Origin of the sequence: Clostridium yunnanense (assembly GCF_016595795.1) — a bacterium.
Classification (GTDB): Bacteria; Bacillota; Clostridia; order Clostridiales; family Clostridiaceae; genus Clostridium_AR; species Clostridium_AR yunnanense.
The window spans coordinates 1-14,955 of sequence record NZ_JAENHN010000029.1 but is presented as its reverse complement, the minus strand read 5'-3'; the positions used below and the strand labels follow the sequence as shown (position 1 = coordinate 14,955).

Sequence of the window (14,955 nt, the reverse complement as noted above, 5' to 3'; positions counted from 1 at the left end):
ACGGAGGGAACTATGAGAAATATAGGTATTTTCATTAATCCATCTAAAGATAAAGATGGTTCCATAATTAATACAATAATGAAGAAAACACAAGAATATTTTGAGAATTCATGTGTTTTTAGAGTTCAAAACCATAAAGATATTGAAAAAAATAAGGATATAGACTGTCTAATGGTTTTAGGCGGTGATGGAACCATTTTAGGAGCGACAAGAGATCTGGCAGTACCGACTGATGTACCTATATTTGGCATAAACATAGGTAATCTTGGATTTCTTACAAGTGTTGATATTAAGTGTGTTGACTATGCATTAGAGTGTCTAAAGAATAAAAAGTTTAGATATGAAAAAAGAATGATGCTAAAATGTAATGTTCAATGCGCTAGTGGGACTTATGATAACATAGCTTTAAATGATATAGTTATAGCTAAAGGTACTCTTTCAAGAATGGTAAAGTATAAGATTCTTGTTGATAACAGATTTTATTCATCATTTAAAGGTGATGGAGTTATAATATCAACTCCTACTGGGTCTACTGCATATTCGTTTTCGGCAGGTGGACCTCTAATAATGCCATCGCTAGAGATTATAACGATAGTTCCTATATGTTCTCATACTCCTACAATGAAGCCTATTGTTATAAATGGCAGCAGTACAGTGGAAATACTAGCTGAAAGCTTTGCTGAGGAAATATTTTTAACTGTAGATGGTCAAAAATCCATTAAACTGAGCAATAATTGCAAGATAATGGTTGGAAAAAATGAAAAGCCTTGTAATTTAATACTTTTAGATGAATATGACTATTTTAACGTACTTAGAAAAAAAATCTTAAGCCAAGATGGCGAATGGTAAGGTGAGGGTAACGTGAAATCAAAGAGACATACAAAGATTTTAGAAATAATAAATAACAGATCTATTGAAACACAAGAGGAACTTGCAGATACATTAAAAAATGAAGGCTTTGATGTGACTCAAGCAACAGTCTCTAGAGATATAAAAACTTTAAAGTTAATAAAAGTACTTGGTTCAGATGGAAAATATAAGTATGCATCTATTAATAACAGCACAAATGATATGAGTGATAAAATGGCCAATATATTCTCTAATACTGTTCTACATGTAGAAAATGTAGATAAGATGGTTGTGGTGAAAACTTTGTCTGGATCAGCATCTGCTGCTGCAGAAGCAATAGATACTTTGCATTTTTCTGACATAGCAGGAACTATAGCTGGTGATAACACAATATTTATATTGGTTAGAACTATAGATAAAGCTGAAGAGCTAGTGTCTAAAATGAGAAGAATGTTAAATACTTAAAATTGAGTAAGGTGGGTTAAGATGTTATTACAACTTACTATTGAGAACTTTGCACTTATAGAGAAAATTTGTTTGAGCTTTGATAAAGGATTTAATATACTATCCGGAGAAACAGGAGCAGGTAAATCAATAATTATTGATGCTATAAATTATGTGCTTGGAGGAAAGTTTAATAAAGATATTATCAGAACTGGTGAAAATAAAACTTTTGTTGAAGCTATATTTGATATTGAAAGCACCAGAACAAAAAATGCACTTGAAGAATTAGAGATAGAAACAGATGATCTTATTATAATATCAAGAGAATCTTTTCAAAATGGAAAGTCAGTTATTAAAGTAAATGGTAAAAGTTTAATCATTTCTTCACTTAAGAGGCTTACAGAGACCTTGGTGGATATACATGGTCAGCATGAAAATCAAAATCTTATGAACAAATCAAGTCATATTAACTATTTAGATAGTTTTGGTGAAGAAAGTATTTCCGAAACTTTAACTGAGTATAGAAAACTTTTTAGTGAAGTTTCAGTGATAGAAGAAAAGATTAGAGAGCTTAGAGGTAATGAAGATAATGAAAAGCTTGCCAATTATATTAAATATCAGATAGATGACATAGATGAAGGGAAGCTTAAGCCAGAAGAAGAGGCGGAACTTAATGAAAAGCTTGCTATATTGTCAAATGCTGAGAAAATAAGCAAAGTTCTTTCTCATACATATAATGACTTAAGAGGGGGAAGTGAAGATGGATCTATTATTGATAAATTATCTCGTATCTGCTATGATCTTTCCTCTATAACTAAATATTCAGAAAAGATAAAGAAGAGCTATGAAGAGTTAAATGAAATATTTTATAATTTACAAGAAATTTCCAATGAATTTAGAGACATAAGTGACGAATATGTTTTTGATGATGATGAATTGGACAGGGTTAATAGAAGAACTTATGAAATAGGATTATATAAAAAGAAATATGGAGAAACTATAGAAGCTATCTTAGATTACAGAATGCAGCTAGAAGAACAGTATAATCAGATAGTAAACTCTGAGCAAATAATCAGTTCATTAATAGATGAAAAAAATAAGATTTACCAGCAGATGAGAACTTTAAGCGAGAATCTACATAACCAAAGAATTATAATAGGAAAAGATCTTGAAGAGAGAATAAGTTCAGAATTAAGGTATGTAGGTTTAGAAAAAAGTAAATTCAGCATAGATATAACTTCTGTGGAGGAATTCAATATACATGGAATGGATAAGGTATTATTCCTTATTTCTACAAATCCAGGAGAACCTTTGAAGTCTTTAGAAAAGGTAGTATCTGGAGGAGAGCTTTCAAGAATAATGCTATCCTTAAAAACAGTCTTTGTTAATAAAGATAAAATACCTACAGTGATATTTGATGAAATAGATACAGGAATAAGTGGCAGGATTGCTCAAGCGGTAGGAGAAAAAATGTATGAAGTTTCTGTTAGACATCAAGTTTTTTGTATAACTCATCTTCCGCAGATAGCTTCAATGTCAGATAATCATTTTCTTATATCTAAACACGTTGACGGTGAAAAGACCTATACCAAAGTTAAGATAATGAATTCAGATGAAAAGGACTTAGAAGTAGCCAAAATGATTGGTGGAGCAGAAGTAACCTCAGCTACTTTAGTAAACGCGAAAGAAATGGTTGAACTGGCAAATATTAAGAAAAACAAAATGAAATCTAATACATAATAAATGAAAATTTAGGAAAAATAGAACTATCTAATATAGTTCTATTTTTTTGTTCTTTTAAGGGATTATTGGGCTTTTATATAAAAATTCAAGTAAAATTTTGATTAAAAGAAGATAAAATTAGTATTATTTTATTTTTATTGTCTTTAATAACAAAGTTAATACAGCATATGCATTTATATTTGTGGGTAACTTAAAGGTAAAGAGAAGGAGGAGATAAAATGAATATGAAGCTTATAAGAAATTTGTTTTGCGTATTAAGTTTATTTATGTTCGTAAGCTTTTACAAATTCTCTTCTAATGAATTTACAACCACTAGAAGTTACATGAATATAGTGCAGAAGGGATACAGTAACATTCTTACATACTTTAATAGAGATACAAGTAGCAAAGAAGTTCAAGCAAAACCAAAAGCACTAGCAATGGTACCAATGAAATCAGTTTTTTCTGAAAAAACTGAGAACTTAGAAATATATCCTGGTGGTAGTTGTGTAGGTGTAAAAATACAAACCAAAGGAGTCCTAGTAGTTGGATTTTCAGATGTTGAAACAAACGAAGGAAAAGCTGAAAGTCCAAGTAGAAAAGCCGGGATAGAATTAGGCGATGTAGTTTTAAAAATAAATAATCAAGAAATAGAAAACTCAAAGGATTTAATAAGAAAATTAAACAATTTAACCACTTCAAATGTGATAGTTACTATAAACCGTAATAATCAGTTAGTAGATAAAACTATTAATGGTATAAAAGCTATGACAGATGAAAAATATAAAATAGGATTGTGGGTAAGAGATTCTACTGCAGGAGTCGGCACTTTAACATTTTATGATGCCAAAACTCAAAAGTTTGGGGCTTTAGGACATCCGATAACAGATAATGATACAAATACTATATTAAGTATAAGAGACGGATCTTTAGTTAACACTTCAATAATTAGTGTGAGAAAAGGTCAAAAAGGAACTCCAGGGGAGTTAAAGGGTGTATTTGTAGAGGAAGATACTCCTTTAGGTTCAATAGTAAATAATACCGTTTGTGGTATATTTGGAACAGCAGATAAGACATTAGGAACTAGAAGTAGTAAGCCTTTAAAAGTTGGATTCAGAGATGAAATAAAAGAAGGAAAAGCAAAGATAATAACAACTATTGATGAAAGTGGGCCACAAATGTACGATATCGAAATAGTAAAACTTTTATCTCAAGATAAGCCTGGTCCAAAGAGCATGATTATAAAAGTTACAGATCCTAAGTTATTAGAGAAAACTGGTGGTATTGTTCAAGGTATGAGCGGAAGTCCAATTATCCAAAATAATAAAATAGTTGGAGCAGTAACACATGTTCTAATAAATAAACCTGATGTAGGATATGGTATTTATATAGAATGGATGTTAAAAGATGCGGGTATTATACAGTAACATAAAAGTATATATTGTGGTATAATGAAAAAAGATATCTTAATAAGATATCTTTTTTTAAAATAAAAAATTTTTAAGAAGGAAATAAAGAACTTTTGTCGAATTTATTTAATTGTAATTAATTGTTAATAATTGGAATGATTATGCGAAGGGGAGAATTTTATGCAAGAGTCAAAAATATCAGTATTAATAGCAGACGATAATAAGGAATTCTGTAATATATTAAATGATTATCTTCTTAATCAGAGAGATATAATAGTAACTGGGATTGCTAAGGATGGGTTAGAAGCTCTTAAGTTAATAGAGGAAAGAAAACCAGATCTAGTTGTATTGGATATAATTATGCCACATTTAGATGGACTTGGAGTTTTAGAAAAACTTGCTTCCATGAACTTAGATCCATTTCCAAGGATAATTGTACTTTCTGCTGTAGGGCAGGATAAGATTACTCAAAGAGCTATAACTTTGGGTGCAGATTATTATGTTGTTAAACCATTTGATATGGATGTATTTACAAAGAGAATAAGACAAATGTTTAATGATACAATATCAGGAGATTCTACTAGAAAAACAGCGCCTCTAATGGAAACACCAGAAGTTAAGGTAGAAACTAAAAAAGAACCATTAGATTTAGAATCTGAAATAACAAGCATCATTCATGAAATTGGAGTTCCTGCTCATATTAAGGGATACATGTATTTGAGAGAAGCTATAAGTATGGTAGTGAATGATATGGAACTGTTATCAGCAGTGACAAAGGAGTTATATCCTTCTATAGCAAAGAGATATAATACTACTGCAAGTAGAGTTGAGAGAGCTATAAGACATGCTATCGAAGTAGCTTGGGGAAGAGGACAAGTGGATGCTATAAACAAACTATTTGGCTACACTGTTCATAATGATAAGGGCAAGCCAACAAATTCTGAATTTATCGCTATGGTCGCAGATAAGTTAAGACTTAAAAATAAGGTGAGCTAATAGCGTGGTTGTACGATTTCTGATAAGGAAATTTGTCAAACATATAATAACAAACTATTTTTTATACCAACAAACTATATAAGTTTGTTCATAAACACTTCTTAATCAGTTGGATTAGGAGGTGTTTTTTGTTTGCTAAAATTACAAAAAGAATTTTTAACGGTAGAAGATGCAATATAAAGTAGCAGATGATGAGCTGAAATAATAGTTTACAGATACTTATAGATATTTAAATATATCTGAAGAAGATTTAAATAAACTTGTTACTGATCTAGATACAAAAATACCTTACATAAAGGTTAATGGAAAATATGTATTTAATAAAAACGCATTAGACAAATGGTTAGAAACTGCAAGAGTTGAAGTTAAGTAAAAATGCTAAAATGTAAATAAAGTGCTAACAATTTTAGAATAACAATAATTTAATTGACTTTAAAGTGTACAAATACTATAATATTATAAAAGTTAATAATATTTATCAAGAGTTATGGAAGAGGATTAGCTCGATTGTACCATAACACCAACCTGTTTTATTCAAGGTGGTAAGACTAATAAGGATAAGTGGTTTTTTTATTGTAAAATGCCTCTTATTATATGGTTAGGGGTTTATTTTATTTTTTAGGAATATAAAATTGAATAAGTTTGCTTATAAAGAGTAAGGGAGAGAATGGGCTCGATGAACTTACAGCAACCTACCACGGTGTGGTGCTAATACCTACCATATTTCATATGGGACTATAAGATTGATATAGAGATTATGGCTTCCTTATGATAGATGTAGGGGAGTCTTTTTGTTGTGGCAGTTACGATGGAAAACTCTCATCTATATATAGGCTGTAAATTATGGTTTTTGAGTTTATAAAATGATTAAGAATGCTATATAAGTATGGTTATATTTGAATAAAAAGCTATATGAGTAGAGAGATAATCTTAAAGAGTTAAGAGTTTAAAGGGTGGAAGATTAATTATAAATTTATTGATAATTTTTAGATAAAAGGAGAGATATTTGTGAAAGGTTTAAATGAAGTGAAAAAAAGTACATTTAGCAAAAACTCTTTTTCGGATTCAGCAATAAGGAGTAGTGCAAATACAGAAGAATATATAAGTTATGTTATTTCATTAATAAATAATAATCTATTTAATGGAACGGATACTGTAGATTATTTATTAGATGAGGAAAGTCTCTGTCTTTATCATGGGCAGAACGAATTTTTAAATATATCACAGAAGTATGTAGATAGCTTTAGGCAAAGAGGAAATTTTGCTTTTGACAAGTTTATACTAGATATATTGTCCGCCAATGGCTTTGATATCAATAAACGTAATAATTACTATAACAAGTTGAAAAGAGTATGTATGTAATTATGGTGCAGGTTTGTAGATAAGCTTAATCTATATTTACTTTTGTGAAAATCTGGTATAGTATTTAACTTAAAATGAAGATTAATAAAAATTTTCTATTATAAAAAAATAAAATTTCAATGAATATAATATAATATTGTTAGTTGATTTTATAAAAAGTAAAGATTTATTGAAGATATGAATGCTGGAGGATGATTATGAGTTTTAAGTTAGATGAAAATACAGTGCAAGAAGATTTGAAATATACTGGGGATTTTATAAAGGTAGTAAGGACTAAGGTTGAACTTCCAGATGGAAAGGTTGGTTATAGAGATATAGTTAAACATCCAGGGGCTGTGGCTATAGTGGCTATAAAAGATAATGGAAGGATATTAATAGTAGAACAATTTAGAAAACCAGTAGAGAAGATACTTCTAGAGATACCAGCAGGTAAGTTAAATGCTGGTGAAGATCCAATGGAAGCGGCAAAAAGAGAACTAGAAGAGGAAACTGGTTATAGCTGTAGCCATATTCAGTACTTGGGGAAGATAGCAACAGCACCTGGATTTTGTGATGAATATATTAGGATTTATAAAGCAACAGGACTTAATAAAGGTGAGACAAATTTTGATGATGATGAATTTATAAACCTAAAAGAATTTACATTAGAGGAATTAAAAGATATGGTAAGACAAGGAAAAATTGAAGATGGAAAAACTATTGCAGCGCTTCAATTTATATAGATAAAATATTTGTTAAAAAAAGTTCATCTTATATTCACCAAATACATGATCTCTTTAAGTATATCTTGAGAGATTTGAACATAATATTTATTAAGCAAAAAAAGGGGGATAAAAAGATGAACACATTTATTAATAAGATTAATGAAAACTTAAGACAAAATAAATTAATTTACCTAATAATTACTGCTGTATTTATTGTAGGAGTAGTGTTAGGAGTTTACTCAATACTTTATATGAGCCAAGCTAGTAAAAATGATGTTATGAGTTATTTTAATAGTTTTGTTTCTTCAGTAAGCGATAAGCAGATAAATTATAAAGACTTGATAATTGAATCATTAAAGAACAATTTGATATTCTTCATTGGGATACTGTTGTTAGGTTTTATAATAGTGGGAGCACCTTTTGTGCTTATTATAGTACTTGTTAAGGGGTTTTTAATTGGGTTTTCATTCTCTTTGTTAGTAAATATACTTGGCAACCGTGGAGTTGGACTAGCCCTTATTGCATTGGTGCCTCAAAATATTGTTATCGTACCTTTTATAATAATATGTAGTTCCTTAGCTGTGCAGTTTTCTATGGCAAAGCTTAAAAGTAAGTTCAGTAAATCAGTAGTATCTAATGAGGCTATTTTAAGTTATGTTAACTTCTATTTATTTTCAGCTATATTTTTAGTTGCAGGAATATTCTTAGAAACATATATAGTTCCTAATTTAATGAAAATAATAATAAAGAAATTTTATGTATAGGATGTTTTAATATGAATGATTTTATTAGTTTATATAAAGAAAACTTAATAGCTAAAAATAAAAGTAATAATACTGTAGAAGCATATATAACAGATATTGTTGGGTATTATAATTTTCTAGAGGAAAATAATATAGACCCTTTAGACAATGATTATTCAGTAAACTATTATGTACAAGCTATTACTGAAACCAAAAGTGTAAAGTCAATTGAAAGATGCGTTATAGCTTTAAGAAGTTATTATAGATTCTTAAACGATAATAATCTAGTTAAGCAAGTCCCTAAGTTTCCTAAAGTTGATAGAAATGAAAGAAGGGACATAGGTCCGATTTTGACTGTTGAAGAAGTGGAGAAGATAATAAATTGTATTGATATAAGCAATATAAAAGGCATAAGAGATAGAGCTGTTTTAGAGATACTATACGGAACTGGAATTAAGGCTACAGAAGCAATTTCCTTAACTGTTGATGATGTTAATCTGGACCTTAACTTTATTACTTGTAAGGATGGAAGAGGGTTAGAAAGAATAATTCCTTTTGGAAGAGCAGCCAGAAATGCTATTATAGAGTATTTAAGTCAAAGAGAAAAGATAAGCAAAGATGAGGAAATGTTGTTTTTAAATTTGAATGGAAAGGGTTTAACAAGACAGGGGATTTGGAGAATAGTTAAAGAGTATAATGAAAAAGCAAGCATAAAGAAGATTATAAATCTTAATACTCTTAGGCATTCTTTTGCTATACACTTATTAGAAAATGGAGCAAATCCTAAGATTGTACAACAACTTATGGGAACGCATGTAATGAACTATATGGATTTATATTTTGATTATGTTTCTAAGGATAAAGTAAATATTTCCTATAATAATTTTCATCCAAGAGCGTAAATTAAATTTTATAATATAAAAAAAGAAACTCTAGATTTTAGTTACCGTTGTTATGGTACATTTTTATAGTCTTGAGTTTCTTTTTTTGTCATAATTTATTTTATTTTGGTAAAAATAATGTCGAAAGGAGGCTTGAATATGAAAAAGATTAAATATCAATCAATATGTTTTGCATTATCTTTAATTTTCTTATTGGGATTATTCTCATTTCCTGTATTAGCTGATGAACAAATAAAGGTAGAGGCAAAATCAGCAATATTAATGGAGGCTGTAAGTGGTAAGATACTTTTTGAGCAAAACTCTCATGAAAAATTTGCACCAGCTTCAGTTACAAAAATAATGACTATGCTTTTAGCTATGGAGGCTGTAGATAGTGGAAAGATAAAATTAAGTGACAAGATCACAGCTAGCGAAAATGCTAAAAAGATGGGTGGAAGCACAATGCTTCTTGATACTGGTGAGATAAGAACTGTTGAGGAAATTCTTAAAGGGATTGCTATAGCCTCAGGAAATGATGCTGCCGTAGCAATGGCTGAATATCTTGCAGGTACTGAAGGCAGTTTTGTAGGTCTTATGAATGAAAAAGCGCAAGCTTTAGGTATGAAGGATACTACCTTTAAAAACTGTACTGGACTTCCTGCTGATGGACATTTATCTACTGCTTATGATATTTCGTTAATGTCAAGAGAGTTATTAAAACATCCACAGATACTAAAATACACTGGTACATATATGGATAACATATCTGAAGGAAGAAAATCACCTATAGAGCTTGTAAACCATAATAAGCTAGTTAGATTTTTTAAGGGCTGTGATGGACTTAAAACTGGTTTTACCAATGATGCAAAGTACTGCATATCAGCAACTGCTACAAGAGATGGAGTAAGAATGCTTTCAGTTATTATGGGAGCGCCAACCTTCAAAATCAGAAATAGAGATGCAAGTATGTTGTTAAACTTTGGTTTCTCAAAGTTTGAAAGCAAAAAGCTATTTGTAAAAGATCAAGATGTTGAAAAGATAAGTATGAGCAAAGATGGAGAGAAGTTCTTTATGGCAAAAGCTAAAACTGATGCTGTTATAACCATTGAAAAAGGATCTGCTGATAAGATTACTAAAAAGTTATCATTGAAAACAGATAAAATTAAGTTTAAAAAAGGTGAAACAGTAGGAAAATGTGATTTCTTCTTAGGAGAAGAATTAATAGGATCAGTTGAATTGTATTCAGATAGAGATATAAAGAAAGCTAATTTCTTGGAAAATATAAAATACAATTTCCAAAATCTTTTCAAAGGTGGAGTATAAGAAGGAGTAAAATCCTTCTTTTTTTATTCTTTAGAAAATTGTATCTCAATTATATCTGCGGATAATTATGCGAACAGATTTAAGATATAATATAAAGATAAAGAATAAAAAAAGAAGAATATGTGTCGCCTGCCAGAATTTCTTCACATACGTTCAGAAAAGGCAGATGCGCAAAAAATTTGACTAAAGAAAATCGCTTTAGTTAAATTTTTATTATTCTTTAGCAAATTGTATCTTAATTATATCTGCGGATAATTATGTGAACAGACTTAAGACATAATATAAAGTTAAAGAATAAAAAAAGAAGAATATGTCGCCTGTAAGATTCTTCACATACGCTTAAGAAAAGGCAGATGCGCAAAAAATTTGACTAAAGAAGATCGCTTTAGTGAAATTTTTATTGCCTTTTTTGATTTATTGCTTAATAGTCGCTAAATTGATATTATATATAGTGGGAAGTTTTTGAGACAAGCAATGCTTCTTAGTATTACGATTATATATTTTACATACTTTAATGAATTAAAAAATAGGAGAGATTATATGCAGCTTCCAAGTATTAAGATAACGAATTTTGAAGGGCCATTTGATCTTCTTTTGCATTTAATAAAACAGAATAAGATGGAGATTCATGATATTAAGATATATGAACTTACAAATCAGTATATGGATTATTTAAATACAATGAAGGAAATGGATTTAGATATTACATCTGAATTCATAGTGGTAGCAGCTACATTGCTTGAAATTAAGTCAAAGATGCTACTCCCTAAGCCAGTTAAGGAAGATGATGAGGACAAGGATCCAAAGCTTGATTTAGTTGAGAAACTTATAATATATAAGAAAATAAAAAATGCAGCGACATTTCTTAGCAAGAAAAGTTTATACACAGGTAAAATATTTACAAAAAAACCTGAGATAATAGAAGATTTGGGCAAAGATAGTACTGAAGAGTTGCTTTTAAATATAAACATGCTTGATTTGTACAATATTTTTAATCAGCTTATTAATAATTATAAGAATAAGCAGAACACAACAGTTATAGAAAAGAGAATATATGCAGATAAGTATAAGTTAGAGGATAAGATGAGTTATATCTCAGAGGCTATACTTAGTAGAAAGCATATTGACTTTGAGAATCTTTTGTTCGAATGTGAGTCAAAGTTGGAAAAGGTAGTAACCTTTTTAGCAGTACTTGAGCTTATTAAGCAAAGGGTAATCAAAGTAATACAGGAAGATAGCTTTTCTAACATATACATAGAGAGGAATGAATTTAGTGGACAAGATTAGCATAGATCAATTAGAATTTGAGGAGGTTTCTACTAAAAGGCAGTATATGTCAGTAATAGAATCTCTGCTGTTTGTAACAGGAGAACCACTGGGGCCTAAAGATTTAGCGAGAATATTAGAATGTGATATAGATTTTGTAGAAGAAATAGTAGAGTCTATGATAAGAGAATATGAGAACCAAGGAAGAGGAATAAAGATTATAAGCATTAATGGTATGTATCAACTGGTGACAAAGCCACAAAATAGCGACTATGTACAAAAGCTACTTAAAAAGAATACAAGACAGTCCTTATCACAAGCTTCTTTAGAAAGCTTAGCGATAATAGCATATAAGCAACCAGTTACCCGTGTTGAGATTGATGAAATTCGTGGAGTAAAAAGCGATAGTGCAGTGCAAAAACTTATGGAGAAGAATTTAATTAAGGAAATGGGGAGACTAGAGGTTCCTGGTAGACCTATTCAATATGGAACTACTGAAGAATTTTTAAGGCAATTTGGTCTTGAAGACTTAAAAGAACTTCCTTCACTAGACTTATTTGAAGAAGTAGAAGAAATTGAAAATACAGAAGATTTAAATCAGTTTGAAGAGCAGTAACAAATATAGACTTTCGTTATATACGAAAGTCTATATTTTTAGTCTTATTGATTGGTTTCAGGTTTGTCGCAATTTTCTTCTTTGCTACTTTTAGGTTTTGAGAAGAAATCTTTTATAACCTCTAAGACTTGAGGAACATTATCCACAATTCTATCGTAGGTATTGGTTTGATTTACAGGAAGAAGTCTTACTGAATTTTCTCTAAGAACTAAAAATGCAACTGGTTTAACAGTAACCCCTGCGCCAGAGCCTCCACCAAATGGATACTTTTCACAAACCTCTTTGCCAAACTCACTTCCGCCAGAAGCAAAGCCGAAAGATACTCTAGAAATAGGAATTATATAACTTCCGTCTTTTGTTTCTACAGCATCCCCTATTACAGTGTTTACGTCTATCATATCTCGTAGACTTTCCATGGTTGTTTTCATTAAGTTTTCGATTGGATGATTACATTCCATAACTTTCCCCTTTAGGGTCCACCTCCTTATATTTTAAGGACAATAATATTAATAAAATCATATATATAATTTTTACTAAATTTAAAAAAATTATACTTTTTATTTTGATTTTTACGTAAATGCCTTCAGATTGGAAATTAGGAGTTAGGTTCATATCGTTTTCTACAATCTTAAAAGGTATATTAAGTATCATGTAAAATGTTGTAATAACTTGATATATGATTCCGTAAATCTTAGCTGTATTAGCAGCATCTCCTGTAGAATAATTCATCTGGTAACATAACCTCATTTTAGGTTTTATTGGATTATGATTTAATTTATAAATTATATTTTTCAAAACCTCTAGATTAAATTGAAGCTTTTTCTTCTTAGGTTTTTTCTTTTCTTTTTTAGGTTTGCACTTTTCCTTCTCTTTTTTCTTTTTTAATGTTTTTTGTAGAGAGAATACTTTAAATCTATATAAATAAACTTCTAAGTCCAAATCTTGAAATATTACTCTAAGTTTTATAGGAAAAGGTACAATTAATAATAAAAGTATTAATATAAAAATATATAATGCGAGCATTAGCCTTCCTCCAAAAATAAAGGATATATTAATCCTTCTAGTTATAGTATTTCCAATTTTTTTATGTATAACCATCTATATCTAGGTTATTTCAATTTTATTTTGGGGAATTTATATATATAGCCTTGTTACCTTGATAAATTATAAGATTAAACTCTTCATATTATATTGCGAGATTTTTTTATTGAAAAGCAAAGTGGAAGATTCAATCTCAGCTAACCCTAAATATTTCAATGAGTTTAAGCATTTTTTATGACTGTTCAGTTAAAAATAGAACTTATCGGACTGTAATTTTTTTCGTATGCATTTGGAAAGACAAATGAGTTAAAAGCACACTGAAGATGGTTGCTTTAGCATTTTTTTATCCTTAATATACCAATAATAAAGAAAAAGCTCTCACAAAGTATAATAAGTATTCAACAGCTAAAATATAAAAAAGGACTGATGTTATGAATATTAAAAAGAAAATTAGTTATTTTTTGAGCTTCCTTCTTATTAGTTTATTTATAGGTAGCAATATAACAGTCTATGGTAAAGATTTAACGCCTAGTGCTAGATATGTATTAGCAATGGATAGAAATTCCAAACAAGTATTGTATAATAAAAATGGTTATATGCCTGTTCCAATGGCTAGTACAACAAAAATAATGACGGCTCTTATAACCTTACAAAATAAAAATTTAGATGAAAAAGTAGTTATTAGCAAAAATGCAGCATCAATAAGAGGCTCAACAGTGGGATTTAGAAGCGGAGAAGAGATAAGTGTTCATGAACTTGTATTTGGGCTTATGACTAGATCTGGTAATGATGCAGCTATTGCTTTAGCAGAAGCTCAAGCAGGAAGTGTAGAGAATTTTGCAAAGCTTATGAGTTCTTTTGCTACAAGCTTAGGCCTTATGGATGCACATTTTGAGTCACCTCACGGATTAGACAGCCAGAATCACTATTCTTCTGCTTATGATATGGCTTTATTAACTTCCGTTGCTATGCAAAACCCAAAGTTCAGAGAAATAGCAGCAGTGAAGGAGTTAAGAAAAGAAAAATATGGGTTCACAAGAGATTATACAAATATAAATAAAATATTACATAGGATACCTGAAGCTAATGGAGTTAAAACTGGTTATACAGGTCAGGCTGGAAAATGCCTAGTATCCTCCGTGAGTCTAAATGGGAGAGATATAATAATAGTTGTACTTAACTGCCCAGACAGGTGGGAAGCTACCGAGAAGGTTTATAATTATATAAAGGAAAACTATGATTTTCATTCAGTAGCTGTCAGTGAAGCTATCGGTAAAGAAGTAGTAGAGAAAAATGGGTATAATCCAGAAAGTAAGATAGATTTTGTAGTGCCTAAAGGAAAAAGTTACAAGATTGATTATACTGATTTTTGTAATAAAAAAGGTGAAATTGGTGGCAAAGTAACAGTTGTTGATGGTGATGGAAATGAAGTTGTAAAGAAATATGTTAATAAAAAATAGAGTCTTCACAGGCCAATGTCATTAAGTTAAGAAATAAATATTATAATTATGGAACAGAGTATGTTTACAAATACATACCTGTTCTTTTTTTGTATAACAATTTACGTATAATAATTTTTATCAAAATATTAGATAAAGC

Annotated in this window: 14 protein-coding genes, 1 pseudogene and 1 riboswitch; of the genes and pseudogenes, 13 read left to right on the top strand and 2 right to left on the bottom strand. The window is 29.8% G+C overall.

Features of this window, described 5'->3' with window-relative positions; all coding sequences use genetic code 11:
- Positions 1-12 precede the first annotated feature (12 nt).
- The 12 genes from JHL18_RS10165 to scpB all read left to right on the top strand — a co-directional run bounded on the left by JHL18_RS10165 (position 13) and on the right by scpB (position 12,315).
- A complete protein-coding gene (locus JHL18_RS10165) occupies positions 13-849 on the top strand; it encodes an NAD(+)/NADH kinase (RefSeq protein WP_200268754.1) in 837 nt (278 codons plus the stop codon).
- A gap of 12 nt (positions 850-861) precedes the next feature.
- On the top strand, positions 862-1,314 hold the full coding sequence (locus JHL18_RS10160) for an arginine repressor (RefSeq protein WP_183278105.1): 453 nt from the start codon (positions 862-864) through the stop codon (positions 1,312-1,314).
- A 21-nt stretch (positions 1,315-1,335) separates the two neighbouring features.
- Complete coding sequence (gene recN / locus JHL18_RS10155) at positions 1,336-3,033, top strand: DNA repair protein RecN (protein WP_200268753.1); 1,698 nt, start codon at positions 1,336-1,338, stop codon at positions 3,031-3,033.
- 221 nt (positions 3,034-3,254) lie between these two features.
- Positions 3,255-4,442 (top strand): SpoIVB peptidase, encoded by a 1,188-nt coding sequence (spoIVB, locus tag JHL18_RS10150; RefSeq protein WP_200268751.1) that lies wholly within the window; start codon positions 3,255-3,257, stop codon positions 4,440-4,442.
- Between the two features lie 162 nt (positions 4,443-4,604).
- The gene (gene spo0A, locus JHL18_RS10145; protein ID WP_200268749.1) at positions 4,605-5,420 is read left to right on the top strand and encodes a sporulation transcription factor Spo0A; all 816 of its coding nucleotides are present in this window, start codon (positions 4,605-4,607) and stop codon (positions 5,418-5,420) included.
- A gap of 643 nt (positions 5,421-6,063) precedes the next feature.
- Positions 6,064-6,164: riboswitch (SAM riboswitch) on the top strand.
- Between the two features lie 264 nt (positions 6,165-6,428).
- Entirely contained in the window at positions 6,429-6,782 is a 354-nt protein-coding gene (locus JHL18_RS10140; RefSeq protein WP_200268747.1) for a hypothetical protein, read from the top strand.
- A gap of 197 nt (positions 6,783-6,979) precedes the next feature.
- The gene (locus JHL18_RS10135; RefSeq protein ID WP_200268745.1) at positions 6,980-7,504 is read left to right on the top strand and encodes an NUDIX hydrolase; all 525 of its coding nucleotides are present in this window, start codon (positions 6,980-6,982) and stop codon (positions 7,502-7,504) included.
- A gap of 116 nt (positions 7,505-7,620) precedes the next feature.
- A complete protein-coding gene (spoIIM, locus tag JHL18_RS10130; RefSeq protein ID WP_200268743.1) occupies positions 7,621-8,250 on the top strand; it encodes a stage II sporulation protein M in 630 nt (209 codons plus the stop codon).
- Between the two features lie 11 nt (positions 8,251-8,261).
- Complete coding sequence (locus JHL18_RS10125; RefSeq protein ID WP_200268741.1) at positions 8,262-9,131, top strand: tyrosine-type recombinase/integrase; 870 nt, start codon at positions 8,262-8,264, stop codon at positions 9,129-9,131.
- Between the two features lie 138 nt (positions 9,132-9,269).
- On the top strand, positions 9,270-10,433 hold the full coding sequence (locus JHL18_RS10120) for a D-alanyl-D-alanine carboxypeptidase family protein (protein WP_200268739.1): 1,164 nt from the start codon (positions 9,270-9,272) through the stop codon (positions 10,431-10,433).
- A gap of 540 nt (positions 10,434-10,973) precedes the next feature.
- Positions 10,974-11,720: a segregation/condensation protein A gene (locus tag JHL18_RS10115; protein ID WP_200268737.1), complete on the top strand. Its 747-nt coding sequence runs from the start codon at positions 10,974-10,976 to the stop codon at positions 11,718-11,720.
- Positions 11,698-12,315 (top strand): SMC-Scp complex subunit ScpB, encoded by a 618-nt coding sequence (gene scpB / locus JHL18_RS10110; protein ID WP_200268735.1) that lies wholly within the window; start codon positions 11,698-11,700, stop codon positions 12,313-12,315. The genes JHL18_RS10115 and scpB overlap by 23 nt, the downstream gene beginning before the upstream one ends.
- Before the next feature lie 44 nt (positions 12,316-12,359).
- Here scpB and ytfJ read toward each other — a convergent pair whose 3' ends face one another.
- A complete protein-coding gene (ytfJ, locus tag JHL18_RS10105; RefSeq protein WP_200268733.1) occupies positions 12,360-12,773 on the bottom strand; it encodes a GerW family sporulation protein in 414 nt (137 codons plus the stop codon).
- Positions 12,763-13,338, bottom strand: a complete 576-nt coding sequence (locus tag JHL18_RS10100; RefSeq protein WP_200268731.1) for a DUF2953 domain-containing protein — start codon at positions 13,336-13,338, stop codon at positions 12,763-12,765. Before JHL18_RS10100 ends, ytfJ begins: the two co-directional genes overlap by 11 nt.
- Positions 13,339-13,793: 455 nt before the next feature.
- Between JHL18_RS10100 and JHL18_RS10095 the strand changes: the two are divergent.
- Positions 13,794-14,627 (top strand): annotated as a pseudogene (locus JHL18_RS10095) (D-alanyl-D-alanine carboxypeptidase family protein); the annotation flags it as partial.
- Between the last annotated feature and the right edge of the window lie 328 nt (positions 14,628-14,955).

What these genes read in the sequence shown, in the direction of transcription:
- spoIVB (WP_200268751.1), top strand. Translation starts at nt 3,255, where the DNA reads ATGAATATGAAGCTTATAAGAAATTTGTTTTGCGTATTAAGTTTATTT.
- ytfJ (WP_200268733.1), bottom strand. Translation starts at nt 12,773, where the DNA reads ATGGAATGTAATCATCCAATCGAAAACTTAATGAAAACAACCATGGAA.
- JHL18_RS10135 (WP_200268745.1), top strand. Translation starts at nt 6,980, where the DNA reads ATGAGTTTTAAGTTAGATGAAAATACAGTGCAAGAAGATTTGAAATAT.
- spoIIM (WP_200268743.1), top strand. Translation starts at nt 7,621, where the DNA reads ATGAACACATTTATTAATAAGATTAATGAAAACTTAAGACAAAATAAA.
- spo0A (WP_200268749.1), top strand. Translation starts at nt 4,605, where the DNA reads ATGCAAGAGTCAAAAATATCAGTATTAATAGCAGACGATAATAAGGAA.
- recN (WP_200268753.1), top strand. Translation starts at nt 1,336, where the DNA reads ATGTTATTACAACTTACTATTGAGAACTTTGCACTTATAGAGAAAATT.
- JHL18_RS10100 (WP_200268731.1), bottom strand. Translation starts at nt 13,338, where the DNA reads ATGCTCGCATTATATATTTTTATATTAATACTTTTATTATTAATTGTA.
- JHL18_RS10125 (WP_200268741.1), top strand. Translation starts at nt 8,262, where the DNA reads ATGAATGATTTTATTAGTTTATATAAAGAAAACTTAATAGCTAAAAAT.
- JHL18_RS10115 (WP_200268737.1), top strand. Translation starts at nt 10,974, where the DNA reads ATGCAGCTTCCAAGTATTAAGATAACGAATTTTGAAGGGCCATTTGAT.
- scpB (WP_200268735.1), top strand. Translation starts at nt 11,698, where the DNA reads ATGAATTTAGTGGACAAGATTAGCATAGATCAATTAGAATTTGAGGAG.
- JHL18_RS10165 (WP_200268754.1), top strand. Translation starts at nt 13, where the DNA reads ATGAGAAATATAGGTATTTTCATTAATCCATCTAAAGATAAAGATGGT.
- JHL18_RS10120 (WP_200268739.1), top strand. Translation starts at nt 9,270, where the DNA reads ATGAAAAAGATTAAATATCAATCAATATGTTTTGCATTATCTTTAATT.